The 22,650-nt window shown below is 59.2% G+C and carries 27 protein-coding genes; 16 read left to right on the forward strand and 11 right to left on the reverse strand.

The features are described from left to right. Positions 1 to 62: 62 nt before the first annotated feature. The 3 genes from H6G07_RS10045 (at position 63) to H6G07_RS10055 (ending at position 1,798) form a co-directional block, all read left to right on the forward strand. Positions 63 to 506 carry an RrF2 family transcriptional regulator gene (locus tag H6G07_RS10045; protein ID WP_073608401.1) on the forward strand — a complete coding sequence of 148 codons (444 nt, stop codon included), beginning with the start codon at positions 63 to 65 and terminating at the stop codon, positions 504 to 506. Next, positions 484 to 1,485, forward strand: a complete 1,002-nt coding sequence (gene cbiB, locus H6G07_RS10050; protein ID WP_073608400.1) for an adenosylcobinamide-phosphate synthase CbiB — start codon at positions 484 to 486, stop codon at positions 1,483 to 1,485. The genes H6G07_RS10045 and cbiB overlap by 23 nt, the downstream gene beginning before the upstream one ends. A 175-nt stretch (positions 1,486 to 1,660) precedes the next feature. Beyond that, on the forward strand, positions 1,661 to 1,798 hold the full coding sequence (locus tag H6G07_RS10055; RefSeq protein WP_171973005.1) for a hypothetical protein: 138 nt from the start codon (positions 1,661 to 1,663) through the stop codon (positions 1,796 to 1,798). On the opposite strand, the gene H6G07_RS10060 is transcribed toward H6G07_RS10055, so the two are convergent. Both H6G07_RS10060 and H6G07_RS10065 read right to left on the reverse strand, forming a co-directional pair. After that, on the reverse strand, positions 1,753 to 2,835 hold the full coding sequence (locus tag H6G07_RS10060) for a D-alanine--D-alanine ligase family protein (RefSeq protein ID WP_073608399.1): 1,083 nt from the start codon (positions 2,833 to 2,835) through the stop codon (positions 1,753 to 1,755). The two genes, H6G07_RS10055 and H6G07_RS10060, sit on opposite strands and share 46 nt — an antisense overlap. Positions 2,836 to 3,080: 245 nt before the next feature. Then, the gene (locus H6G07_RS10065) at positions 3,081 to 3,470 is read right to left on the reverse strand and encodes a VOC family protein (protein WP_171973004.1); all 390 of its coding nucleotides are present in this window, start codon (positions 3,468 to 3,470) and stop codon (positions 3,081 to 3,083) included. A gap of 111 nt (positions 3,471 to 3,581) precedes the next feature. On the opposite strand from H6G07_RS10065, the gene H6G07_RS10070 reads away from it, so the two are divergent. After that, entirely contained in the window at positions 3,582 to 3,863 is a 282-nt protein-coding gene (locus H6G07_RS10070) for a hypothetical protein (RefSeq protein ID WP_073608398.1), read from the forward strand. Between the two features lie 219 nt (positions 3,864 to 4,082). Next, complete coding sequence (gene plsY, locus H6G07_RS10075; RefSeq protein WP_073608397.1) at positions 4,083 to 4,733, forward strand: glycerol-3-phosphate 1-O-acyltransferase PlsY; 651 nt, start codon at positions 4,083 to 4,085, stop codon at positions 4,731 to 4,733. Between the two features lie 122 nt (positions 4,734 to 4,855). Here plsY and H6G07_RS10080 read toward each other — a convergent pair whose 3' ends face one another. Further along, positions 4,856 to 5,467: a fasciclin domain-containing protein gene (locus H6G07_RS10080; RefSeq protein ID WP_073608396.1), complete on the reverse strand. Its 612-nt coding sequence runs from the start codon at positions 5,465 to 5,467 to the stop codon at positions 4,856 to 4,858. 262 nt (positions 5,468 to 5,729) lie between these two features. Then, positions 5,730 to 7,154 (reverse strand): MFS transporter, encoded by a 1,425-nt coding sequence (locus H6G07_RS10085; protein WP_171973003.1) that lies wholly within the window; start codon positions 7,152 to 7,154, stop codon positions 5,730 to 5,732. A 133-nt stretch (positions 7,155 to 7,287) separates the two neighbouring features. Between H6G07_RS10085 and H6G07_RS10090 the strand changes: the two genes are divergently transcribed. The 4 genes from H6G07_RS10090 to H6G07_RS10105 all read left to right on the forward strand — a co-directional run bounded on the left by H6G07_RS10090 (position 7,288) and on the right by H6G07_RS10105 (position 9,917). Beyond that, positions 7,288 to 7,947, forward strand: a complete 660-nt coding sequence (locus H6G07_RS10090) for a hypothetical protein (protein WP_073608395.1) — start codon at positions 7,288 to 7,290, stop codon at positions 7,945 to 7,947. A 274-nt stretch (positions 7,948 to 8,221) separates the two neighbouring features. Beyond that, positions 8,222 to 8,557 carry a photosystem II reaction center protein Psb28 gene (psb28, locus tag H6G07_RS10095; protein WP_073608394.1) on the forward strand — a complete coding sequence of 112 codons (336 nt, stop codon included), beginning with the start codon at positions 8,222 to 8,224 and terminating at the stop codon, positions 8,555 to 8,557. A gap of 14 nt (positions 8,558 to 8,571) precedes the next feature. Then, a complete protein-coding gene (locus tag H6G07_RS10100) occupies positions 8,572 to 9,060 on the forward strand; it encodes a MogA/MoaB family molybdenum cofactor biosynthesis protein (RefSeq protein WP_073608393.1) in 489 nt (162 codons plus the stop codon). 23 nt (positions 9,061 to 9,083) lie between these two features. Further along, a complete protein-coding gene (locus H6G07_RS10105; RefSeq protein WP_073608392.1) occupies positions 9,084 to 9,917 on the forward strand; it encodes a DUF3598 family protein in 834 nt (277 codons plus the stop codon). 35 nt (positions 9,918 to 9,952) lie between these two features. Here H6G07_RS10105 and purD read toward each other — a convergent pair whose 3' ends face one another. From purD to H6G07_RS10140, 7 genes are all read right to left on the reverse strand, one after another. Continuing rightward, complete coding sequence (gene purD, locus H6G07_RS10110) at positions 9,953 to 11,230, reverse strand: phosphoribosylamine--glycine ligase (RefSeq protein WP_073608391.1); 1,278 nt, start codon at positions 11,228 to 11,230, stop codon at positions 9,953 to 9,955. Between the two features lie 173 nt (positions 11,231 to 11,403). Continuing rightward, complete coding sequence (locus H6G07_RS10115) at positions 11,404 to 12,660, reverse strand: hybrid sensor histidine kinase/response regulator (protein ID WP_073608390.1); 1,257 nt, start codon at positions 12,658 to 12,660, stop codon at positions 11,404 to 11,406. Positions 12,661 to 12,709: 49 nt separating this feature from the next. After that, the gene (locus H6G07_RS10120; RefSeq protein ID WP_073608389.1) at positions 12,710 to 13,141 is read right to left on the reverse strand and encodes a response regulator; all 432 of its coding nucleotides are present in this window, start codon (positions 13,139 to 13,141) and stop codon (positions 12,710 to 12,712) included. Positions 13,142 to 13,324: 183 nt separating this feature from the next. Then, positions 13,325 to 14,431 (reverse strand): DUF3326 domain-containing protein, encoded by a 1,107-nt coding sequence (locus tag H6G07_RS10125; RefSeq protein WP_073608388.1) that lies wholly within the window; start codon positions 14,429 to 14,431, stop codon positions 13,325 to 13,327. Beyond that, positions 14,428 to 14,625, reverse strand: a complete 198-nt coding sequence (locus H6G07_RS10130) for a DUF8621 family protein (protein WP_422393864.1) — start codon at positions 14,623 to 14,625, stop codon at positions 14,428 to 14,430. The genes H6G07_RS10125 and H6G07_RS10130 overlap by 4 nt, the downstream gene beginning before the upstream one ends. Before the next feature lie 176 nt (positions 14,626 to 14,801). Then, positions 14,802 to 15,119: a 2Fe-2S iron-sulfur cluster-binding protein gene (locus H6G07_RS10135; protein WP_073608387.1), complete on the reverse strand. Its 318-nt coding sequence runs from the start codon at positions 15,117 to 15,119 to the stop codon at positions 14,802 to 14,804. A gap of 133 nt (positions 15,120 to 15,252) precedes the next feature. After that, positions 15,253 to 15,495 carry a hypothetical protein gene (locus H6G07_RS10140; RefSeq protein WP_171972993.1) on the reverse strand — a complete coding sequence of 81 codons (243 nt, stop codon included), beginning with the start codon at positions 15,493 to 15,495 and terminating at the stop codon, positions 15,253 to 15,255. 69 nt (positions 15,496 to 15,564) lie between these two features. Here H6G07_RS10140 and H6G07_RS10145 point away from each other — a divergent pair, with 69 nt between their 5' ends. The 7 genes from H6G07_RS10145 to tkt all read left to right on the forward strand — a co-directional run bounded on the left by H6G07_RS10145 (position 15,565) and on the right by tkt (position 22,623). Next, complete coding sequence (locus tag H6G07_RS10145) at positions 15,565 to 16,188, forward strand: DUF2854 domain-containing protein (protein ID WP_338420689.1); 624 nt, start codon at positions 15,565 to 15,567, stop codon at positions 16,186 to 16,188. Positions 16,189 to 16,263: 75 nt separating this feature from the next. Continuing rightward, positions 16,264 to 17,037, forward strand: coding sequence for a class I SAM-dependent methyltransferase (locus tag H6G07_RS10150; protein ID WP_242026720.1), 774 nt, complete (start codon positions 16,264 to 16,266; stop codon positions 17,035 to 17,037). A gap of 59 nt (positions 17,038 to 17,096) precedes the next feature. Continuing rightward, a complete protein-coding gene (gene psbP, locus H6G07_RS10155; protein WP_073608385.1) occupies positions 17,097 to 17,639 on the forward strand; it encodes a photosystem II reaction center PsbP in 543 nt (180 codons plus the stop codon). A gap of 261 nt (positions 17,640 to 17,900) precedes the next feature. Then, positions 17,901 to 18,497 (forward strand): Maf family protein, encoded by a 597-nt coding sequence (locus H6G07_RS10160; RefSeq protein ID WP_073608384.1) that lies wholly within the window; start codon positions 17,901 to 17,903, stop codon positions 18,495 to 18,497. 240 nt (positions 18,498 to 18,737) lie between these two features. Next, on the forward strand, positions 18,738 to 18,977 hold the full coding sequence (gene acpP, locus H6G07_RS10165; protein ID WP_073608383.1) for an acyl carrier protein: 240 nt from the start codon (positions 18,738 to 18,740) through the stop codon (positions 18,975 to 18,977). Positions 18,978 to 19,125: 148 nt separating this feature from the next. Then, a complete protein-coding gene (gene fabF / locus H6G07_RS10170; protein ID WP_073608382.1) occupies positions 19,126 to 20,379 on the forward strand; it encodes a beta-ketoacyl-ACP synthase II in 1,254 nt (417 codons plus the stop codon). Between the two features lie 237 nt (positions 20,380 to 20,616). Further along, the gene (gene tkt / locus H6G07_RS10175) at positions 20,617 to 22,623 is read left to right on the forward strand and encodes a transketolase (RefSeq protein ID WP_073608381.1); all 2,007 of its coding nucleotides are present in this window, start codon (positions 20,617 to 20,619) and stop codon (positions 22,621 to 22,623) included. Positions 22,624 to 22,650: the final 27 nt, after the last annotated feature.

Raw genomic sequence — 22,650 nt, forward strand, 5'->3', positions numbered from 1 at the left:
GGCCTTTTTGTCCTCCATGAACACCGTAGAATAGTGACAACCGACGGGATGATTTAAACCAGATGAAATTAACAACTCGCGGACATTACAGTGTTAAAGCACTGCTCGACCTGACCCTGCATCGCTCCCGCCATCCTGTCTCGGTGCACACCATTGCGGCGCGTCAGGGACTGCCGCCACCCTACTTAGAAAAGTTATTGATTGAACTGCGGCGGGCGGGCATTGTGGAATCGGTGCGCGGCCCCCAGGGTGGCTATCGGTTGGCCAAGCCCGCTGACCAGATTTTCTTGGGCCAAATTTTAGAGGCGGTTGGCGAACAGGTTGACCCTTTGCCGCGCCACAGTCCCCAGGCCGACCAGGCTGAAGACTGGGTTACCTTTGCCGTGTGGAACCGGCTCTCGCAAAAACTCAAAGAAGCCCTCTATAGTATTTCCCTGGAAGATTTGTATTTTGATGCCCGCAGTTGGCAGGCGGCCCAGGGGGATGATGTCAGTTTTATGGTTTAGCTGGGCTGAACGGGCAGCAGTGGTGGGGCTGGCGGCGGCGCTCGATCGCATCGTTGGCGACCCCTGGGGCTGGCCCCATCCGGTGCAGGCGATCGGCCAGGTAATCACCTGGGGGTCACAGCGCATTTTTCGCCTGAAGCTGTCGCCGGGGGGGGAGCGATCGCTGGGCATCATACTGGGACTGGGCGTCATTCTCGGCAGTGGAGCCGTCGGGTGGGGCATGGTGCGCCTGGCTAGGATGGTTCACCCTGTAGTCGGGCTCGGCTGCGAAGTTGTGCTCTTGGCTAGCTGCTTTGCCGGGCGCAGCCTGCGGCGAGCCGCAGAAGATGTGCTGGCTCCGCTAGAATCGGGCGATATCCCCTTAGCGCGAGAGCGTCTGGCCCTCTACGTAGGCCGCGACACTGAGAGCTTGGACAAACCCGAAATATTGCGAGCGGTGTTGGAAACCGTGAGCGAGAACGCCACAGACGGGGTGATGGCCCCGCTGTTTTATGCTCTGCTGGGGGCCTTGCTGCCCGTGGGCAGCGTGCCGGTGGCCCTGGCTTACAAAGCCGCCAGCACCCTCGACTCGATGATTGGCTACCGAGAAATGCCCTACACTCACCTGGGCTGGTTTAGCGCCCGCTTTGAGGACGCTTTGACCTGGCTGCCCTGCCGCCTGACGGTGTTCACCATCGCCCTGCTGTCGGGTCGGCCCCGGCAAGTTTGGCACCTCTGCCGCCGCGATGCCCCAGCAGACCCCAGCCCCAATGCGGGGTGGAGCGAGTGCGCCTACGCCGCCGCCCTCGGGGTGCAGCTAGGCGGATGGAATGTATATCGAGGGCAGGTAAAGGAAAAGCCGTTGCTGGGCGATGCGGTAGTACCGATTACGGGCGATCGCATCCTCGCAGCCCTTGCCCTCACCCGTCGTGCCTTCCTGCTGTGGATTGGCCTGGGTGTAGCCGTCATAGCAGGTCTAGGGAGGCTACACCCAGGATAATGGGCCTTACTCTGCGGTTGAGTACGGTCTTGAAAGAGGTTTTGACTAAGACTTCGCGGCACTGCTCAGCGGCCTGAACCTGGCGATCGTTCACACGGCAGTAACGCTGCACCGTGAGTAAATCCAAAAAAAAGGCCAGGATTGCCCTGGCCCCCCATCAAAGGAACATCTTTCCATGCCAACGCTAGTATCCCCAGATGAACCTGCTGGTAAACACTGGCGGCGATCGCAGGCTAACCCGCTGACAGAACCCGGCGAAATCGATGGCTATGCCTTTGGGGCTGCGGTGCTGCTGCGCTCAAACCCGAGCTGAATCAGGGTATCGACTAGCTCCTCGAAGCTGACGCCGCTGGCCTCCCACATCATCGGGTACATGCTGGTGGCGGTGAACCCCGGCAGGGTATTGATCTCATTGATCAGCACCTCTCCGGTCGCTTCCACATAGAAAAAATCGACCCGCGAAATGCCGGCGGCATCCACCGCCTGAAACGCCGTGATCGCCATCTCTTGAATGCGGCGAGCCACATCATCGGGCACCTGGGCTGGAATGGTGTGCTGCGACTGGCCGCTGGTGTATTTGGTTTCGTAGTCGTAAAAATCGCTTTGGAAGGTGATTTCGCCCAGCACCGAGGCCCTGGGATTGTCGTTGCCCAGCACGGCACACTCGACCTCGCGGGCGACCACTCCGGTTTCGACGATGATCCGGCGATCGTAGCTGGCGGCATTGTCGAGGGCGGCCTCTAGCTCTTTGCGGCTGGTGGCCTTGGCAATGCCTACCGACGAGCCCAGGTTGGCAGGTTTGACAAAGCAGGGATAGCCCAGCTCAGTTTCGATGCGATCGCACAGCTTCGGAAACACACAAGGATTAGACCACACCTCCGCCCGGCTCACCGCCAGGTACTTGACCTGGGGCAGCCCGGCCTGGGCAAAGGTCATTTTCATGGCAATTTTATCCATGCCCACCGCCGAGCCCAGGACACCAGCGCCGACGTAGGGCTGCTGCATCAGGGTCAAAAGGCCCTGCACCGTGCCATCTTCCCCGTTGGGGCCGTGGAGCACCGGGAACCAAATATCAATATCAGCGATCTGATCAAACTGAGGCAGGCGATCGCGGGCAGTAACCGCCGGAGCATTCGGTATCTCCTGGTGTGGAACGCCAGCGGTCAAGACCGACTCAGCGGTGGGGCCAGCTAGCCAAACGCCGTCTTTGCGAATGTAGACCGGCAGCACGGTGTATTTTTGGGCATTGCCGCCGCTGGCCAGGGCGCGGGCGATCGCCTGAGCCGAGCGAATCGATACCTCATGCTCCCCTGAGCAACCGCCAAACAATAGCCCTACCGTTATTGCCATGTGAACCTCACCATCGCGCCAATTGCGGATAGGGTATCACAGCCGCGAGGCTCCCTAACTCGTCCATAATTTCAGGCAAAAAAAAGCCCCAGGATCCCTCCAGGTATCCTAGGGCTAACAATCAGGGTGCATCTACCTTTCTCTAATACGAATGGGATAGCCTCCATCCGGAAAATTGCCAAAAAGTTTGGGCCAGTTGGACGAGCTGGCCCCCGTCGCCTATGCCGCTGACCCAGGCGACGGGTTTAGGTAGCAGCCAGCACGCTCAGCTCAATTAAGTTGCCGTCGGGGTCACGAATGTAGATCGACCTCAGCTTGCCTGTGGCTCCGGTACGCGGCACTGGCCCTGCCACAACCGGCACCCCGCAGGTTTGGAGGTGATCCAGTGCAGCCTCTAGAGAGCCAGTGATGAGAAAACACAGATCGGCTGAGCCGGGCGTGGGTCGCTGGGCGTGGGGGGCAAAGGGTGCGCTAGCCTGGTGGAGGTTGATCTTTTGCTGGCCGTAGCGCAGCGCCTGGCGATCGTCGCCAAAGGTCACCGCTGCCATGCCCAGCACCGTCTGATAAAATTCGCAGGTGCGAGAAACATCGGCCACGGTGAGCACCAGGTGGTCGATCGCAGCAATCTGAATCATGGGCTAACCCCGGCTGATTTAACTATCTTGGCGTTTAAATCGGTGCGGCCTGCGGCCAGTGGGTCGTCACGGTGCATAATGCCATTGATATATGGTGTGGCAGAGTGAGCGGTGAAATACTTTTTTCTTTCAGATGGTTGGGTGACGGGCCGGGTATGGGAGTTTGGCGGCCTGTGGAATGAGTTGGGTTGGCAGCGCAAGCCCCATATCCGCCGCCTCAATTTGTCAATTCAAGAACAGGGGGAAACCCTGTGGCTGTACCAAGTTGAAGAGACCGTACTGATGATCGAGGTCAAGCCCGAGGGTGTGACTAGCGAGCCGATTGGGCAGGTGGTGCTGAAGCGATTGATTACGGCTGAGCAGGTGATTGAGCGCCTGTGCACCGTCAGTTAAGCACCGGACGGTTCCGAGTGCTGAGTCCTGCTGGTGTGGTCAAAGCCCAATGGGCCTGGCTCATCCTTAGATTTCTTGCCATCCCCCAACGTAGCGCCCCAATCCTCATAGACTGGAATTGGTGAGCGGCATCTACGGCCCTTTAGGGGCAAACGGAGTGGGGGATGCTCTAAGTCGCACCATGTTTTGGGTTACACCACGTTTTAAGGACATAGAGCGTTGGCGGTTCTAGCAATTGTGCTGCTGTTGGCAGCGGCGTATCTCTTAGGCTCGATTCCCACGGGCTACCTAGTGGCCAAGGGAGTCAAGGGCATTGATATTCGGCAGCATGGCTCGGGAGGGACTGGGGCCACCAACGTGCTGCGAACCGTGGGCAAAGGGGCAGCGATCGCCGTCCTCCTCATCGACCTGCTCAAGGGGCTGCTGGCGGTGCTGCTGGTGGCGCTGGTCTGGCCCCAGGTGACGGCGCTGACCGCCCTCGCTGCGCTCTGGCAGCCGTGGGTGGCGGTGGGGGCCGGGCTGCTGGCCCTGGTGGGCCACAGCAAATCGGTGTGGATTAATTTTACCGGCGGCAAATCGGTGGCCTCGGGACTGGGGGTGCTGATTGGCCTGGCCTGGCCGGTGGCCCTGGGGGCAGCGATCGCCTTTGGCCTGGCCCTGGCCCTGAGCCGCATTGTGTCGCTGAGTTCGATAGTGGCGGCGATCGCGGCGAGCCTGCTCATGGTCATCACGGGTCAGCCCTTGCCCTACGCCGTGCTAGGCGCGTTGGGAGCGCTCTACGTGATATTGCGCCACCGCAGCAATATCGATCGCCTACTGGCTGGTACCGAACCGCGTTTAGGGCAGCAATCCTCTGACCAAGGCGGTTAGTTCAGCAAAAAAATCCCCAGGAGCTAACTTTAAGAGCTAATCCTGGGGATTCTTTACAGGGAGTCAGAGAGTTGACGAGGTTGGGTCGTAAGCTGCATCAGCATCTGACCCATTAACTGAGCCTAGAGAGTCAGGCCGGGGGGCAGAATGACCGCGTCAATGGCGTGGATGACGCCGTTGCTAGCCTGAATGTCGGGGGTAACCACCATGGCCTCATTCACCATAACTTCACCCGTGGCATCGTCCACCTGAATGGAAACCGGAGTGCCAGCGGCAGTGGGCACTTCGCCAGTGGTGACTTCAGCGGCGGGCACTTCATCTTGCAGCACGTGGTAGGTCAAAACTTGACGCAGCAGATCCTGGTTTTCAGGCAGCAGCAGCTCGTCTAGGGTGCCTTCGGGCAGAGCCTCAAAGGCTTCATTGGTGGGGGCGAACACGGTCACAGGGCCAGAGGCGCTGAGGGTTTCGGTCAGATCGGCGGCCTCAATAGCCTCGACCAAAATGCTGAAATCTTCGTCGCTAGCGGCCACATCGACGACGGTGTCACCCTCGGCCATAGTGTCACCTCCAGCCATGGGGTCGGTAGCGGACTCTTCGGTGGTCGTGGGGGCTTGCCCAGCTTCTGTCTCAACCGTGGGCTCAGACGCACCGCAGGCCGCTAGCAGCGCCGCAGCACCCACGCTGGCAAAACCGACCATCCACTGTTTTGTTTTAGAAGAACGCATAATAGCCATTGAAACAATCCTTACGCTCGATACTGCATGCACATAAGTGCGAAATCGGGGGCGAACAATCGCGCCTCAGGGGTACGCCTCAAGAGGACGAAATTATTAAAGCGCTTTGTCAAAACACTTAACGTACCTTAACGATCGTTACTGACTGCTTCCTCTACCGCAGGGTAGAACTCTATGTTGCCGAGCGCCGCCAAAAAAACTTCGGCAGAGGCCCAGAGTTGGAGCTAGAACTCGGTTCAGGAGCTGGGTTGAGCCTCAAAATCTACCCTCCTGGGACGGCGTCTGAGCCAAGGTTGGCTTCTTTGTCAAATCGCTGCTGGCGCTGCTGCTGTAGGGCCAATAGGATCTGCTGATGGCGATCGCGGCTAATCGGGTAGCGGTAGCAAAACCACAGCCCCCCGGCTAGCAGCAGCGCCGGGAGTGGGCCAATCAGCAGGCGAATGGCGGTGAGTGCGGCAGCGGGCTGAGCGGTGGCGCTGGCGGCATAGCCAGTCCAGCTCAATAGCTGACCCGAGACAAACAGCGCCAGGGCCAACCCCAGCTTTTGCAAAAACACCAGGGCGCTGAAGTACAGTCCTTCCCGACGCAGGCCGGTGTTGAGTTCATCGAGATCGATCACATCGGGCAGCATGGCAAAGGGCACCATATAAAGGGTGGCCACCCCCATGCCCGCGATTACCCCCAGGGTATACATCCACACCACTTGGCCGGGTTGCACCGTGGCTAGGCACCCCAGGGCGATCGCCGCCAAGGGCGCTCCCAGCAAAAATACCGTGCGCTTGTCCGTGCGTTTGGCCACCCAGTCCCACCCCCAGAGCATGGCGATCGCGGTGCCCTGCACTGCCAGGGCCATCTGGGCAAAGTGGGTGGCGGGCAACCCCATCCAGGCACCGACAAAGTAGGGCAGCATAGCGGCGGTCACCTGCACGCTCATCCAGCCGCAGAGGTAGAGACCCAAAACCTGACGAAACGCATCGTTGCGAAAGACGGTACGCAACTGGTTGAGCAGCGCTGGAGGAGCCACACCACCCGTCAGTGAGGGGCGGCCCCGCTGCACCTGCCAGTAGCGTCGGTAGGTGCCCGCCACGCAGATGCCAATTACCACCAGAGCCAGGCTGGCCGACAGCATTCCCAGCAGCGCATACTGACGAGCTGGGTCAGCCACCCGCGCAAACACGATCTGGGCCATTACCAGGGCCAAAATGCTGGCCCCAATGCTGAAGGCTGACTTCATGCCGATCAGGTCGGTGCGCTCGTCGTAGTCGTCGGCTAGCTCCGCCGCCAGGGCGGTGTAGGGTAGCTGCACCGCTGTAAAGGCCGCAAAAGCAAAAATCGACAGCACAATGTAGTAGGCAAACACCCCCATCTGGGTGGAGAAGGGCGGCACCACCCACAACAGCACCGAGCAGATCGCCAGGGGGATTACGCCTCCCAGCATCCAGGGAAAGCGGCGGCCCAGGGGCGACTGGGTGCGATCGCTCAGCCAGCCAATGATCGGGTCGTTGATGGCATCCCACACGCGACCAAACAGCAGCACCGAGCCGGCCAGAGCGGGGCTGAGCCCCGCCACGGTGGTAAAGAAATACAGCACAAAAAACGCTGACAGGCTGGCGGGCACCGCTGCCGCTAGCTCACCCACGCCATAGAACACTTTGACCGAAAAAGGCAAGGGCGATAGCTTAGCCAACGATACAGAACTCCAGATCAATAGGGGATCATCATGCCATAGGTTCACCTGGGATGGCGGTTTTTAGGTAGTCGGGGCGATCGGGCAACGCGATAAGATAGCGGCACATTGTTTAGCGGGTGAGAGAGCCACCATGACGACCCAGACAAAGGTTGCTATGGCACTGCTGCTGGTCGTGGGGCTGGCCAGTGCCTGCGATCGCCCATCTCCAACCGCCACCTCGGCTCCCCTCACCACCCCCGTCGCCGAAGGCCCCCCGCCACCCCCCGAAGGCGCTTTTTTAGCTCAAATGTCGCCCACCCAAACCAGCCAGCTCACCAGTCTAGGGGTTGAGGTAGTGGTGCCGGGGCAGGTGCCGCCGTCCTTTGCGATCGCAGAAATACGGGTTGACTCCAGCGATATAGGCCCCGGCTACCTGGTGGTTTATCAAAACGAGCGCAGCCAGTGCTTTGCCGTCGAGTTTGCCGCCGAGGGCATTGGCGACTCCCCCGCCACCGAAAGCCGCCTTCCCATTCAGCCGCCGCTGTTTGGCGACCAGGGCTACGGCCTCAACTACGGCCCCTTTACCGATGCCAATCTGCGGGCCGAGTTCCCTGACTCCAACCTGTTCACCGACTGGATGCTGGGGGCGTCTGGCGCTTATCGGCTGGTGGGGGCAACCTACATTGGTGGCCTGTTTGAGTCGCTCCAGGCCTGCGAAGACGTCAGCCCCGAAGAAGCCGTAGCCCTGGCCGAATCCTTCACGGTGCTGACCGCCGAGCCCATGGGCGATCCCCTCGGCGGCACGCCTTAGAGAGGTTTGAAAAGTCCTAGTTTCTTGTAGCAAAAGTGGAGATCCCCCTGCCTCCCTTAAAAGAGGGACTTTACCCCCTTTTTAAGGGGGGCAGTGAGGGTCGGCAAATCACTAAAGCTACAGCACATCATTTTTCAAACGTCCTCTTAAAGATACTGAGTAGAGAGGCGCAATCCCGCGACGTCGGCAGAGTTGCTGTCCGCGTCAGATCCAGTTCCGGTATCGTGCGAGAATGAATTTTTATAAATGGCAATCTTAGATTAGGACGTTTGGCATGGCCGAGATTCAATTTGCCCGTGGCGTTGCAGAACCGGTAATTCCCGATGTGCGGCTCACCCGCGCTAAGGATGGCTCCGACGGTACGGCCACCTTTTACTTTGACCATCCCCAGGCCCTCTCTCAGCAGGCAGGGGTGGAAATCACTGGTATGTACCTGGTCGATGAAGAGGGCGAACTGATGAGCCGCGAGGTCAATGGCCGGTTTGTCAACGGCGAACCAGCGGGCATTGAAGCCACCTACATCATGAAAAGCGAAGCCGAGTGGGATCGCTTTATGCGGTTTATGAACCGCTACGCTGAGCAAAACGGGCTGGGCTTTACCAAGAGCTAGGTGCCACCCCAACCATGGCCCATCCCCCGGCGTTAGGCAGACCGGTGCGCTGTGCGGTCGTGACCGTGAGCGACACCCGCACCGTCGAGAGCGACCTGAGCGGGCAACTCCTGCAAACCCTGCTGGCCGAGGCGGGCCACCAGGTAAGCGACTACCGCATCGTCCCCGACGAGCCGCAGCAGATTCGCCCGCTGTGCCAAACTCTGGCAGCCCAGGTTGACTGCATCATTCTCACTGGGGGAACGGGGATTGCCCCCCGCGACACTACTTATGATGCGATCGCCGCCCTGCTGGAGAAGACCCTGCCGGGGTTTGGGGAAATCTTTCGCCAGCTCAGCTTTCAAGAGGTTGGCTCCCGCGCCATGGCCTCCCGCGCTGTAGCTGGGGTTTATCAATCTACCCTGATTTTTTCGCTGCCGGGGTCTAGCAAAGCGGTGACTCTGGCCATGGAGGCGCTGATTTTGCCGGAGTTGCCCCACCTAATTAGCCTGATGCAAGCCTAACGCTACCGTTTATTCACCGCACTATGACCTCGGCGACTTCGACTCAGTGGGCGCGTTTACTCAAAAATCAGGGCACCTGGGTCGGGTCGTTTACTCAGGTGTCGCCAACTGGAGAAATTTTGCAGGATACGCCCTCGGAGGTAGCGCTGATTCCGCTTAACGAGGGCAATACGATACGTCAGGAGATTCGCAAGCGTCCTCCTGGCCAGCCTCCTAGCGAAACGGTGTTGGAATACAGTTCCCTGGGGAAGGGAGTGCTGTTTTGCGAAACGGGAGCTTTTTCTCAAGGGTCGATTCAGCGTAGCCCGGTAAGCGAGTTTGGGGCCGAACTGGGCCTGATCCATGGCAGCGATCGCTTACGCTTGGCTCAGGTGTATCCTCGGCAGCCCACCCTCGGCAGCCTGACGCTCATTCGAGAGCATTTGGCCGGTACCGAACCCACCCCGCGCCCCGCGCCCACGGTGGATCAGCTAATTGGCACCTGGGTGGGAGAGGCAACCACGGTATTTCCTGACTGGCAGCCCCAGCGATCGCTGGCGACTCGGCTGGAGATTCAGCGGGAGGGCGATCGCGCCATTACTCAAACCCTCACTTTCGGTGACAGCCCCGTGATCCAGTCCCAAGGCCAGCTGATCGGCTCGACCCTGAGGTTTGAGCAGGGCAGCCAGCCCGTAACCGTCTTACTGTTGCCAGGGGGAGCATCGGCTACCTTTCCCACCGAGATTCAGTCGGGGCAGCCGCTGTTTTTAGAGGCAGGTTGGCTGATTACGCCTACTCTGCGGCAGCGGCTAATTCGCACCTACAATGCCCAGGGCACTTGGGAAAGCCTAACCCTAGTAACTGAGCAAAAACTATAGTCTTCAGTCTTCCTCGGCGGGGCTGTCCTGGTGACTCAAGAGAGCCCCTTCACCCGGTAGCCGATGTCGCGGCGGTAATACATGCCCTCAAAGCAAATTTTGTCGATCGCTGCGTAGGCATTGGCGATCGCCGCCTCAAAGGTTTCGCCCAGACCCGTCACCCCCAGCACGCGACCGCCATCGGCCACGATGCTGTTGCCCCGGCGGCGAGTGCCCGCGTGAAACACCAGCGCTCCAGTGGCGGCAGCTTCTTCAAAGCCAACAATTTCCATGCCCTTAGGATATTTGTCGGGGTAGCCCTCGGCGGCCACCACCACGCAGGCGGCGGCTTCCGACTTCCACTGTAGTTCTAGGGTGTCGAGCTGCCCTTCGATGCAGGCGAGCATCACTTGCTCCAGCGGGGTTTCGAGCAGGGGCAGCACAGCCTGGGTCTCGGGGTCGCCCAGGCGGCAGTTAAACTCCACCACTTTGGGCTCGCCCTCGGGGGTAATCATCAGCCCGGCGTAGAGAATGCCGCGATAGTCGATGCCTCGGCGGCGCAGGGTGGCGATCGCTGGCTCTAGCACCTCTTTTTGCACCCGCTCCATAATGGCTGAAGTCACTACCGGGGTGGGGGCATAGGCTCCCATACCGCCGGTGTTGGGGCCGGTGTCGCCCTCGCCAATGGCCTTGTGGTCTTGGGCAGGCACCAGGGGGCGAATGGTTTGCCCATCGGTGATGGCCAGCACCGAGGCCTCCTGGCCAGTCATAAATTCTTCGATCACTACCTGGTGGCCCGCCGCGCCAAACTTGCCGCTAAAGGCATCCTTGACGGCTTGCGTAGCCTCCTCTAGGGTGTGAGCTACGGTGACGCCCTTGCCCGCCGCTAGCCCGTCAGCCTTCACCACGATGGGAGCACCCTGCTGCTCCAGGTAGGCTAAGGCAGCCGCTTCTGCTTCAAAAACCTCGGCTTTGGCGGTGGGAATGCCCGCCTCAACCATGAGCGCCTTGGCCCAGGCTTTGCTGGCCTCGATCTGTGCCCCCGCCCGACAAGGGCCGAATACCTTGATCCCCTGCTCTTGCAGATAGTCGGTAATGCCCTCGGCCAGGGGCTGCTCGGGGCCAACCACGACCAGCTCTAAATTGTTGACTAGCGCAAAGCGAGCGATGCCCTCAAAATCGGTGGGGGCCAGGGCCAGGTTGCGGCAGTGGGGCAGGGTAGCGGTGCCACCATTGCCCGGCACGCAGACCACCTCGGTGATTTTGGGCGATCGCAGCAGCGACCAGGCTAGGGTATGTTCACGGCCACCGCTGCCGACCACAAGAGCTTTCACAGGCAATTTTCCAAAAATGCGAACCTTATTTTCCCACGTTGCCACCGTAAATGGACGGCGGCTTTACTCAGGGTTGGTAGAGGGTGCTGAAATGACCAGATTCTAGACCATTGGGGTGTTTGTCCGTTCTCTAAATGCCACTGGGCCACCCGGCCCCTAATCGGTGTTAAGGCTTAGGTCGGCGGCTGAGCGGTTAGATGAGCCTCTTGGCTGAAGGTCTCTGGCGGCGGCGAAATCTGCCGAGGCAGCGTGACCACAAAGGTTGTCCCCTGGCCCTGCTGGCTGTTGACGACAATGGTGCCGCCCATAATGCTGATCAGCGACTGAACAATGGCTAGCCCCAGCCCAGTGCCGGGGCGCGGGCGACGAATGGTTTGATCAGCCTGACGAAAGGCCTCAAAAATGTGGGGTAGCTGCTCTTTGGCAATGCCAATGCCGGTGTCGGCCACGGTGAGCGAAATCTGGTCAGAGGGAGTCTCGGTGAGGGTGATGTGTACCTGGCCGCGATCGGTAAACTTGATGGCGTTGGATACCAGGTTGGTGAGCACCTGGCGTAGCCGGTGTTCGTCATTCACCACCACTGGGTTGCTGAGCTGAAAGGTGCTTTTCAGGGTGAGGGCTTTGCCGTCAGCCAGCGATCGCAAATCTAACAACGTAGACTGCACCAGACTGTGGAGGTTGACCTGGGCCAGGTTCAGCGTCAGCCGCTGGGCCTCTAGTTTAGACAGATCAAGGATGTCGTTCACCAGGTTGAGTAGGTTCTTACCGTTGGTGAAAATGCGCTTGATCATCTCAGCCTGGTGGGAGGTCAGCGGCCCCTTCGACTGGCTGTCGAGAATCTGCGAAAACCCCAAAATGGCGTTTAGCGGCGTGCGCAGCTCGTGGGACATGGTGGCCAAAAACTCAGACTTAACCCGATAGGCCTCTAGCAGCTTGAGGTTTTGGTCTTCGATATAGCGACGCTGGCGCTCTAGCTCTTCATTTTGCTGGGTAAGCAGCTTGTTGGTCTGCTGAAGCTGGGCCATGACTTTGGCCTCTCGTCGCTCCACTTCGTACATACGTAGGGCATTGCGCAGCAGCAGCGCCAGGCGATCGGGCGACACGCGGGTTTTGACGAGGTAGTCACTAGCGCCCGCCTTCATTAAGTCGACGGCGATTTGCTCGTCGCCCTGGCCGGTGAGTACGACCAGCGGAATGCTCACGCCCTCAGCCCGCCACTGACGGATCAGCGACAGGCCGTCTTGCTCGGGCAGACGATAGTCTAGAAAAACGCAGTCGTAGGTGCGGCTTTTGAGGTTAGCGATCGCCTGCTCAGCACTGGTCACCTCAGTGACCTCAACCAATAAATCAGCGCGAGCTAGAGCCCGGCAGACGGCCATGCGATCGACGGCATCGTCATCCACCAACAAGATTTCTAGCGCTTCACCCATCCGCTCAGTACCTGCTTCTGCGACCCACGGCGGATTCCAGTGGGTCTGGTTATGGAATCTCACACAGCGCCCAATACTGGTTGAGAGCCGCCACTACATCTGCAAAGGTAGCAAAGGTGACTGGCTTTAAGATATAGCCTGCCACGTTTAACCGGTAGGCCTCAAGCCGATCTTGGTCAGCATCGGAGGTGGTCAACACGACGACTGGCGTAGACTTCAGCGATTCATCCTGACGCAGCTCTTGAAGGAACTCTAGCCCGTTCATCTTGGGCATGTTGATATCGAGCAGCACCAGACGGCGATGCTCTGGCACCGACGGTGGGTCGGAGTCGTTGCCACGCAGCATATCGAGCGCTGCCAACCCGTTGCTGGCGATATACAGAGGATTTTCGATGCGGTTGCGCTTAAAGGCCCGCTGAACGTTCATGACATCCACCTCATCGTCTTCGACGAGTAGAACGTTGACGGTACGCTTTGTCATAACATGCTCCTGTGACGACAGCAGAGGCTCGATCGCATCAGCAATGACACCAGGATGTGTCTCCAAAAGATTGATGCAGCCATGGGCAACCTACGGCCTTGCTCTTCTCCAACAGGTTAACAGTAGGATGTTGGCCCCATCAGCCTCCTCCAGATGCAATTGTAGGAACCGGCGAGGTGTTTTCTATCTGCCCAAGGGAAGAACCCGCCTGGGCTCTCCCCAAGCCTGAATCTGCGGCACCTGGGCCGTCAGCGCCTGGGGATGTACCCCCGCCCGGTGGGCTGCCAGTAGCCCCACCGCTTCCAGGTAAGACGACACCCGCACCGCCGGGATGCCGAGGGCTTCGGGGCTGACATCGAGGGCGGTGGAGTTGGCTTCGACGGCGATCGCCAGCGATCGCCGCCCCAGGCTCAGCAGGGCACTGCCCCCGCAAGCGCTGGCGGGCACCACAATAGCGTCAACCTGGTCGGCCCAGAGGGTGGGGCCAGACTGTCCCCCAAGGTAGCCCAGCACTGGCCCGGTCACGAACTGTGGTGCCCGGCTCAACCCCGCCAGCACGCAGGGCAAAAAGGTGTGGCCCAATTCCTCGGCAGCAGACTTGGGCGAAATCGACGGGTCGAGCGGCAGCGGGCTCAGGGCTGGGGCATGGGCGCAGGGCACATGCAAAGTGCGCACCACCAAGTGGCTGATTACCGCCTCGGCCCCAGCCAGTGGGTCTACGCCGTGGCCCTGGCGATAGTCTTGCAGAGTTTCAGCATCGGTGTCTTCGGGAAAACGGGCCACCACGGCGATCGCATTGGCTCCGGCGGCGATCGCCCGCTCAGCGGCCCGCAGCAAACTATCAGGCCGCTCAATCGTGCCCCAGGTTGCCCCCGAGGCCGCCCGCCGCAGTTCTACCCCGAGGGGTGCATCGGTCACAATATAATCAGTCAAATCTAAGCCCAGGGTGGCCCGAGCCGCATCCGCCGCTTGCAGATGCCGCCAGCGCAGGTCATCCTCGATCGCCGCATCCAGCACCAGACCAATGCGGTTGCGGTGCACCGGGCGCAGCCCCCAGCGCCCGGCAGCGAACTGATCTAGCCCATAGCCTTCGACATAGCAGGCGTTGGGCAGGGGCCAGTAGAGCTGCGCCCCATTCATCACGTTGGGGTGAGTAATTAGGGTATCGACCACCGAGGCGATCGCCCGCGCCACCGGCAGCGCATCCCCCGCATAGCCGCCCACCGCGGCCCCAATGCCGGTGGGCACCACCAGCACCGCCGTATAGGGACGACTCAAATTAGCAGTCATGGTAGTTCAGCGTTGGTGTGGGTCGTCACCACGGCTTCGACCGTAGCGGTTTGGTTGTCAGAGTTCACCTGGGTAATCGCCCAACGCAAGGGTTCACCCTGCTCAGCCAGGGCCGATTCGATCGCCCCAACCAAATCCCCCTGGGCATCTCCCAGATTGATCTCCAGAGTAATAAAGTGAGTGGCCAACGCCATCATCTACCCACTAAAAAGAGCAATTTCTGTGCGGTGTCATCTGCCACACTTTGAAGAAGATACAAGGGCCGGCATCGCCTACCGTTAGAGCATCACGGAGACAGGACGACTCCAGGTGAGAGGGGATGCCTGTCTGCCCAAAATTATTCAAGGGTGGGCAATGCCCACCCTACGGTTTAGCCCTGGCCAAACTGCTTTTGGTAAACGATGTCTTCCTTCTCGGTCTCTAGCTTGATGTCTGAGCGCGGGAAGGCTACGCACAGTAGCGCGTAGCCCTCGGCCTGAAGCTCGGTGCTCACCCCCATGCCCTCACTCTGGTCGACCTCGCCCTCTAGCACCAGGGCAGCGCAGGTCGTACACACCCCTGCCCCACAGGAAGTCGGCAGGTCTAGCCCCACCGCATGGGCCGCCGCCAGAATAGTTTGGTCTTCCGGAACGGTAATGGTTTGAGTGGTGCCCTGGTGGTGAATTTCGACGGAGTAGCTAGTGGCCATAGCAAATTGACGGAAGTTTAGGTGAGCGGTTAAAAGAACAGCCGCCAGTCCAGATCAGACCCTTGAGCTTTCCCACTGGCAAAACTCAGTCTCTAACCAGGATTGGGCGAATTGCGATCCAAATCTCAACCTATCATCCCACCGGAAACGTGCGGTCAAATTCTTCCAGCAGATCGTCCATTTCTTCGATCGCCTGGTTGACATCAATGCGCAGGGTGCCCAGATCAGGCTGCTCCAATAGCTGAATCAGCGCCTCTCGCTTAGAGCGAATGGTGGCAATGCGATCGCGAATCATTTGCAGTTCCATAGCGTCCCCCTGGAGAGTCTTGCCTAGAGTATCCTTCGACAGCATAAACAACTTTGTAGCGAGGTGCATCGGGCGAGGTAGGGGTTGCGTCAAGTACTTGACGCAACCCCTACCTACCTTTCTCACCCACAAGGCGGCATGATAGTCAGAAGTAATCTTTCCACCGAGGGTCGTATGCTGGGGCGAATTAAGTTAGGGCGAATCAACCTGAGTCTGGTGCTGCTGGCAGTGGGTGGGGTGCTCACTATTGTCGGATTCGTGGCCTACTTTCAAGATAATTCCACCCTCAATCTGGTCGGTTTCTTTTACGGCATTCCTGTGCTGCTGGGCGGGTTAGCGCTGCGGGCCGCTGAGCTAGAGCCAGTGCCCTACACCCAGCCCACCTCGCCTGAGGTGCTCAAGCTGCGTGAAGAGCAGGCCACCTCCACCCAAAACCAGGTGCGCCTCGACGTCACCCGCTACCGCTACGGCCAAGAAGCCCACCTCGATGTTGCGCTCCAAAAGCTGGGGCTGAGCCCCTCGGGTCAAGAGTGCCCCGAACTCAGTGGCCTCCATGAGGCCGAAATCGACGGTAACTATGCCCTAGTGCTGGAGTTTGACTCGTCTATGATGCCCTTTTCTACCTGGGTAGAGAAGAAAGCCAAGATCGAGTCTTTCTTTGGCCCTAACGTGCGGGCCGAACTCAGCCAGCCCACCGAAGACCAGGTAAATTTGGCGCTGGTGACCCTGCTAGAGCCTGCTCCCGCCCCGGTAGAGGCGTAGTAGTCCGCCAAGCGCTAGGCTTTTATCGGTGGATGTTCGGCTGGATAGGTTTTGTTGTTTAGTCGCTGTTTTACGATGGGTCGCCCTTCTCTAGCTCAGCCCACCGGGCGCAAGCTTCTCAGCCAAATGACATTCACTCTGCGCCGCCTGGTGTTGGTCACTGTGCTGTGGGGGCTAACCGCCTGCGGCACGACAACGCTCCAGGTCAGCAGTGAGTATCAAACGGTGCCCCCCAGTGCCGACGGCATTGGCCGAATTTACCTAGGCCGAGAAATTGCCCAGACCATGGGCCATCAGGGGGCTGGCTGGCTCGATCGCCCCAGTCGAGCGCTACAAGAACGACCCCAGATGGCGATCGCCGCCCTCGACCTTTCCCCCACCGATATCGTCGCCGATGTGGGCGCAGGCACCGGCTATTTTGCCCGTCGCATTGCGCCCCTGGTTCCCCAGGGTAAAGTGCTGGCCGTGGATATTCAGCCCGAGATGCTGGCCATGCTCCAGGCCGAGCTAGAGGCCAAGGGCATCGAGAACGTAGAGCCGGTGCTGGGACAGCCCGACAACCCCAATCTGCCGCAGGGTTCTATTGACCTGGCGCTAATGGTCGATGCCTACCACGAGTTTGCCCATCCCCGCGAGGTGATGGAGGGCGTTGTGACTGCCCTCAAGCCCGGCGGGCGAGTCGTGCTGGCCGAGTACAAAGCCGAAAACCCCAGGGTCATGATCAAGCGGCTGCACAAGATGAGCGTGGCCCAGGTGCGCCGCGAAATGGCCGTCGTTGGCCTGGACTGGATTAAGACCGACGATCGCCTACCCGAGCAGCATCTGCTGTTTTTTCAGAAGCCGGCTTAAGCAGCCCGTGTGAGACAATTAATTATTATTGATAATTAGAGATCCAAGGATATTGACCCATGCTGAAGCGGCTGGCCACGGTGCTTTTGATTGTTTTTGCTGTCACCCTCCAGGGCTGTGTGGGTGGCGGTGGTGGTCTTCAGGCCTACGCCGACCAATATTCGGGCTACGAGTTTATGTACCCCACCGGCTGGGTTGAGGTCAAAGTGCCCGGCGCTGCCGACATCGTGTTTCACGACATCATCCACGAGACTGAGAACATCAGCGTGGTGATTAGCGAAGTGCCCGAGGGCAAAGACCTCGATGCCCTCGGTACCCCCACCGAAGTCGGCTACAAACTCTCTAAAAGCTTTAGCGCTCTAGCGGGGGATGACAGCAGCGTCGATTTGCTCAGCGCCCAGCGCATCAATACCGTTGATGACAAGACCTACTACATTCTGGAATACTTAGCCGACCTGCCCGCTGGGCCGCGCCACAACCTGGCCAGCGCCATTGTGCGCCGAGGCAAGCTCTACACCTTCAACGCCTCCACTGACGAAGGCCGATGGGACAAAGTCCGCGACCTGATGAAGCAGTCGGTAGCCTCGTTTAAGGTGTCCTAGGTCTCAAGCATCTAGGTGCTGGGTTTCGGGGATAGCCCTCGGGTCTTCTGAGTCGAGACCTTGAGACTCAGTGCCTGGAGGCAAGGAACTTTTCAATTGAGCAGATGCCGCCTAGCTGCAACGAAGTTCCACCCCATGGCTGTAGAGGTTTCACGCTGAGTCCATCCCTTAGCTAGGAAAGCACAGGGATTTTGACGGCAAACCGCTTAGCATAAAAATCTCTGTGCCAAGCAATTCTTCTCACCCGCCTCAACTTCAGCTATGCCGACTTCTCCTCGACCCCAGTTTGTTCTCGCTTCGGCTTCAAAGGCCCGTCGCGTTCTGTTAGTGGGCGCGGGCATTCATCCTTTCGTGTACCCCAGCAATTTTGACGAAGACCAGGTGCAAGTCACCGATCCGCCCACCTATGTGGCCACCTTGGCCCGTTGCAAGGCTGAGGTAGTTGCGCCCCAGTTTCCCAGCGCCCTGGTAATGGGGTGCGATTCGGTCATGGCCTTTGGCGGTCAGATCTATGGCAAACCGGCGAATAAGAACGATGCGATCGCCCGCTGGCAGGCCATGCGGGGTCAGATGGGCGAAATTCACACCGGCCATGCCCTGATCGCCCCCGGTGGCCGCATGCTTGTGCATAGTGCAGTTACTCGGGTCTACTTTGCCAATATTGACGACGCTACCATCGCTGCCTACGTCAACACCGGCGAACCGCTAGACTGCGCCGGAGCTTTTTCTAGCGATGGCAAAGGGGCGTTGATGATTGAAAAAATTGAGGGATGCCACAGCAACGTCATTGGACTGAGTCTGCCGCTGCTGCGCTCTATGCTGGAGGAACTCGGCTATCGGGCGACAGAGTTTTGGTAGGGTTCTTTTTCCGATATCATGAAGGAATGCTCAAAATTGGCGACTGTAGCTGGCCAAGCGCTATCGAAGTCAAAAATTCTGTAACATTTTCCCCTCCGACTTTGATCGGGGGACAATGGCCAAAATTGAGCGACCTTATGCTGGGGCTTGACGTCAGATATTCGTCTCGATGGGGTCGCAGGGTGATAAGGTTTTGTGTTGTCGATTAATTAATCCGTACTAAAGAGGCGTTGGAGAACCATGAGCGCAGAGACTTTTGAAAAGGTCAAAAAGATTGTCAGCGAACAGCTAGGGGTTGAAGAGGCTGACGTTAAGCCCGAAGCTAGCTTCGCCAACGACCTGGGCGCCGATTCTCTCGATACTGTAGAGCTGGTGATGGCTCTGGAAGAAGAATTTGGCATCGAAATTCCTGACGAAGCGGCAGAGGGCATTGCCACCGTACAGGATGCTGTTAACTTCATCGAAGACAAAGCCGCTTAGGCCATTCCCCATCCCAGCCATCGGCCTGGGAGTAGGGCAACGCCTGTACTGACAAACATGGGGGAAACCGCTAGGTGTCCCCCGTGCTCTTAGTTTTATAGCTGGCTGGCCCCCCTTAACCTCGACCTGGTTCACCTGAAATTTGGCTATGGCAAACTCTGACTCAAAGCGCGTTGTGGTAACTGGCATGGATGCCATTACCCCCATTGGTAACAACCTGGAGGAGTACTGGGCTGGGCTAGTGGCTGGGCGCAGCGGTACGGCTCGCATTACCCACTTCGACCCTTCCCAGCACGCGTCGCAGATTGCTGCGGAAGTCAAAGGGTTTGATCCAGGCGACTTTCTTGACAAGAAAGAAGTCAAACGCATGGATCGCTTCTCCCAGTTTGCGGTGGTTGCGAGTCAGCGTGCCCTCAAGCATTCGGGCCTGACCATTACCGATCTCAACGCCGAGCAAATCGGCACCTGCATTGGTTCTGGCATCGGCGGCCTGAAGGTCTTAGAAGACCAGCAGGAGATCTACCTCAACCGGGGGCCAAGCCGTTGTAGCCCCTTTATGATTCCGATGATGATCGCCAATATGGCGGCGGGGTTAACCGCCATCCATACGGGGGCTAAGGGGCCAAGCACCTGTGCCGTCACCGCCTGTGCCGCCGGGTCTAACGCCATTGGCGACGCCTTTCGGCTGATTCAGCACGGTTACGCCCAGGCGATGATCTGCGGTGGCACCGAGGCAGCGGTGACGCCCCTGTCGGTGGCGGGCTTTGCCTCGGCCCGCGCCCTCTCCACTCGCAATGACGACCCCACCACCGCTAGCCGCCCCTTTGACAAAACCCGCGACGGCTTTGTGATTGGTGAGGGCTCCGGCATTCTCATTCTCGAAGAGCTAGAGCACGCCCTGAGTCGGGGGGCGACAATCTATGGTGAGATCGTTGGCTACGGCATGACCTGCGACGCTTACCACATGACCTCGCCAGTGCCCGGTGGGGTTGGTGCGGCTCGCTGCATCCAACTGGCGCTCAAGGATGCGGGTCTGACGCCGAGCGACATTAGCTATATCAACGCCCACGGCACCAGCACGGGGGCCAATGACCCCACCGAAACCCAGGCGATCAAAACTGCCCTGGGGGATGTGGCCTATAAGGTGGCGGTGAGTTCGACCAAGTCAATGACCGGGCATTTGCTGGGCGGCTCTGGGGGGATTGAGGCGGTGGCCACCTGTCTGGCGATCGCCAACGACATTGCCCCGCCCACCATCAACCTCCACGACCCCGACCCCGACTGCGACCTCGACTATATTCCCAATCAGAGTCGCCCCATGCCGATTGAAGTGGCAATTTCCAACTCCTTTGGCTTTGGAGGCCACAACGTTACCCTAGTGTTTAAGAAATACCGTAGCTAGAGCTACAGGTTGAATCAATTGATAGGTATAATGACCTAAAAATGTGCCGTTTGGCACTTGAGCTTTGTGCCTTGCCTAGCCAGAGGGTATTGACAATCGTCTGGTTGCGGGGTCTGCTGAAGGGCAAGGCTGTGTGTGGGGTCTTGATCGATTTAGGCCAAAACTTTGTTAGCCCCTGGGCTAGTCCTAGTGCTGTGTGCTGCTGCTCTAAAAAACCGTCGTTAAGCTGTTGAACCTATGGCTGTTGCAACCCAATCCCTGGAAGAACTCTGTATTAATTCCATTCGCTTTTTAGCGATTGATGCGGTGGAAAAGGCCAAATCTGGCCACCCCGGTCTGCCCATGGGGGCCGCACCCATGGCCTACGTACTGTGGGATAAGTTTCTGCGGGTTAACCCCAAGAACCCCCAGTGGTTCAACCGCGATCGCTTCGTGCTGTCGGCGGGCCATGGCTGCATGCTGCAATACGCCCTGCTCTACCTGAGCGGCTTTGACAGTGTGACGCTGGATGACATCAAGCAGTTCCGCCAGTGGGGCGCTCGCACCCCCGGCCACCCCGAGAACTTTGAGACCCCCGGTATTGAAGTCACCACCGGCCCTCTGGGTCAGGGCATTGCCAACGCCGTCGGTCTGGCCATGGCCGAGGCTCATTTGGCCGCTAAGTTCAACAAGCCCGACGCCACCCTGGTAGATCACTACACCTACGTGATTTTGGGCGACGGCTGCAACATGGAAGGGGTTTCTGGCGAAGCCTGCTCGTTGGCGGGTCACCTGGGTCTGGGCAAGCTAATCGCCCTCTACGATGACAACCACATCTCCATCGACGGCTCTACCGATATCTCCTTCACCGAAGATGTGAGCAAGCGGTTTGAGGCCTACGGCTGGCACGTGGTGCATGTGGAGAATGGCAATACGGATTTGGATGCGATCGCCAAGGCGATCGAAGAGGCTAAATCGGTCAGCGATCGCCCCTCAATGATCAAGGTCACCACCACCATCGGCTACGGTTCCCCCAACAAGCAAAACACCGCTGGCGTCCACGGTGCGGCCCTGGGCGGCGACGAGATCAAGCTCACCCGCGAAAACCTGGGCTGGAGCTACGGCGAATTTGAAATTCCTGAAGACGCCCTCAGCCACATGCGCAAAGCGGTGGAACGTGGGGCCAGCCTCCAGGCCGAGTGGGAAGAAACCCTTGCCACCTACCGCACCAAATACGCCACCGAGGCCGCCGAGTTTGAGCGCATGCTCTCCGGTCAGTTGCCCGAGGGCTGGGCCGATGCCCTGCCCACCTATACCCCCGCAGACAAGGCTCTGGCCACTCGGAAAAATTCTGAGGTCACCCTCAACGCCCTAGCTCCGGCCATCCCTGAGCTGATCGGTGGCTCCGCTGACCTCACCCACTCGAACCTGACCGAGCTGAAGATCTCCGGCAGTTTCCAGAAAGGGGCCTACGAAAACCGCAACCTGCGCTTTGGCGTGCGCGAGCACGGCATGGGCGCGATTTGCAACGGCATTGCCCTGCACAACTCAGGGCTGATTCCCTACTGCGCCACCTTCCTGGTGTTTGCCGACTACATGCGGGCGGCGATTCGCCTGTCGGCTCTCTCCCAGGCGGGCGTCATCTACGTCATGACCCACGACTCCATCGGTCTGGGCGAAGACGGCCCCACCCACCAGCCGGTGGAGACCATCGCCTCCCTGCGGGCGATCCCTAACCTGATCGTGATTCGCCCCGCCGACGGCACCGAAACCTCTGGGGCCTACAAGATCGCCGTGGAGCATCGCAAGACCCCCACGCTGATGGCCTTTAGCCGTCAAAACCTGCCCAACCTGCCCGGTTCTTCGATTGAGGGCGTCGCTAAGGGAGCCTACACCGTCGATGACTGCGACGGCACCCCCGACCTAATCTTGATCGGCACTGGTAGTGAGGTTAGCCTCTGCGTAGAGGCCGCCAAGGAACTGCGGGCCGCAGGTACTAAGGTGCGCGTCGTGTCTATGCCTTCTTGGGAACTGTTTGACGCCCAGGATGCCGCTTACCAGGAGTCGGTGCTGCCTAAGGCAGTGACCAAGCGCCTGGCAGTAGAAGCGGGCATCACCATGGGCTGGTGCCGCTACGTCGGGGGCGAAGGTGATGTGATTGGCGTCGATCGCTTTGGGGCCTCTGCCCCTGGTGACCTGGTGATGGAGAAGTTTGGCTTCACCGTCGAGAACGTAGTCAGCCGGGCCAAGGCGCTGCTGGGCTAAGGATGCTCGATCGCCTCTGCTATTGAG

It is taken from the genome of Phormidium tenue FACHB-1052 (assembly GCF_014696675.1).
GTDB lineage: Bacteria > Cyanobacteriota > Cyanobacteriia > Phormidesmidales > Phormidesmidaceae > Nodosilinea > Nodosilinea tenuis_A.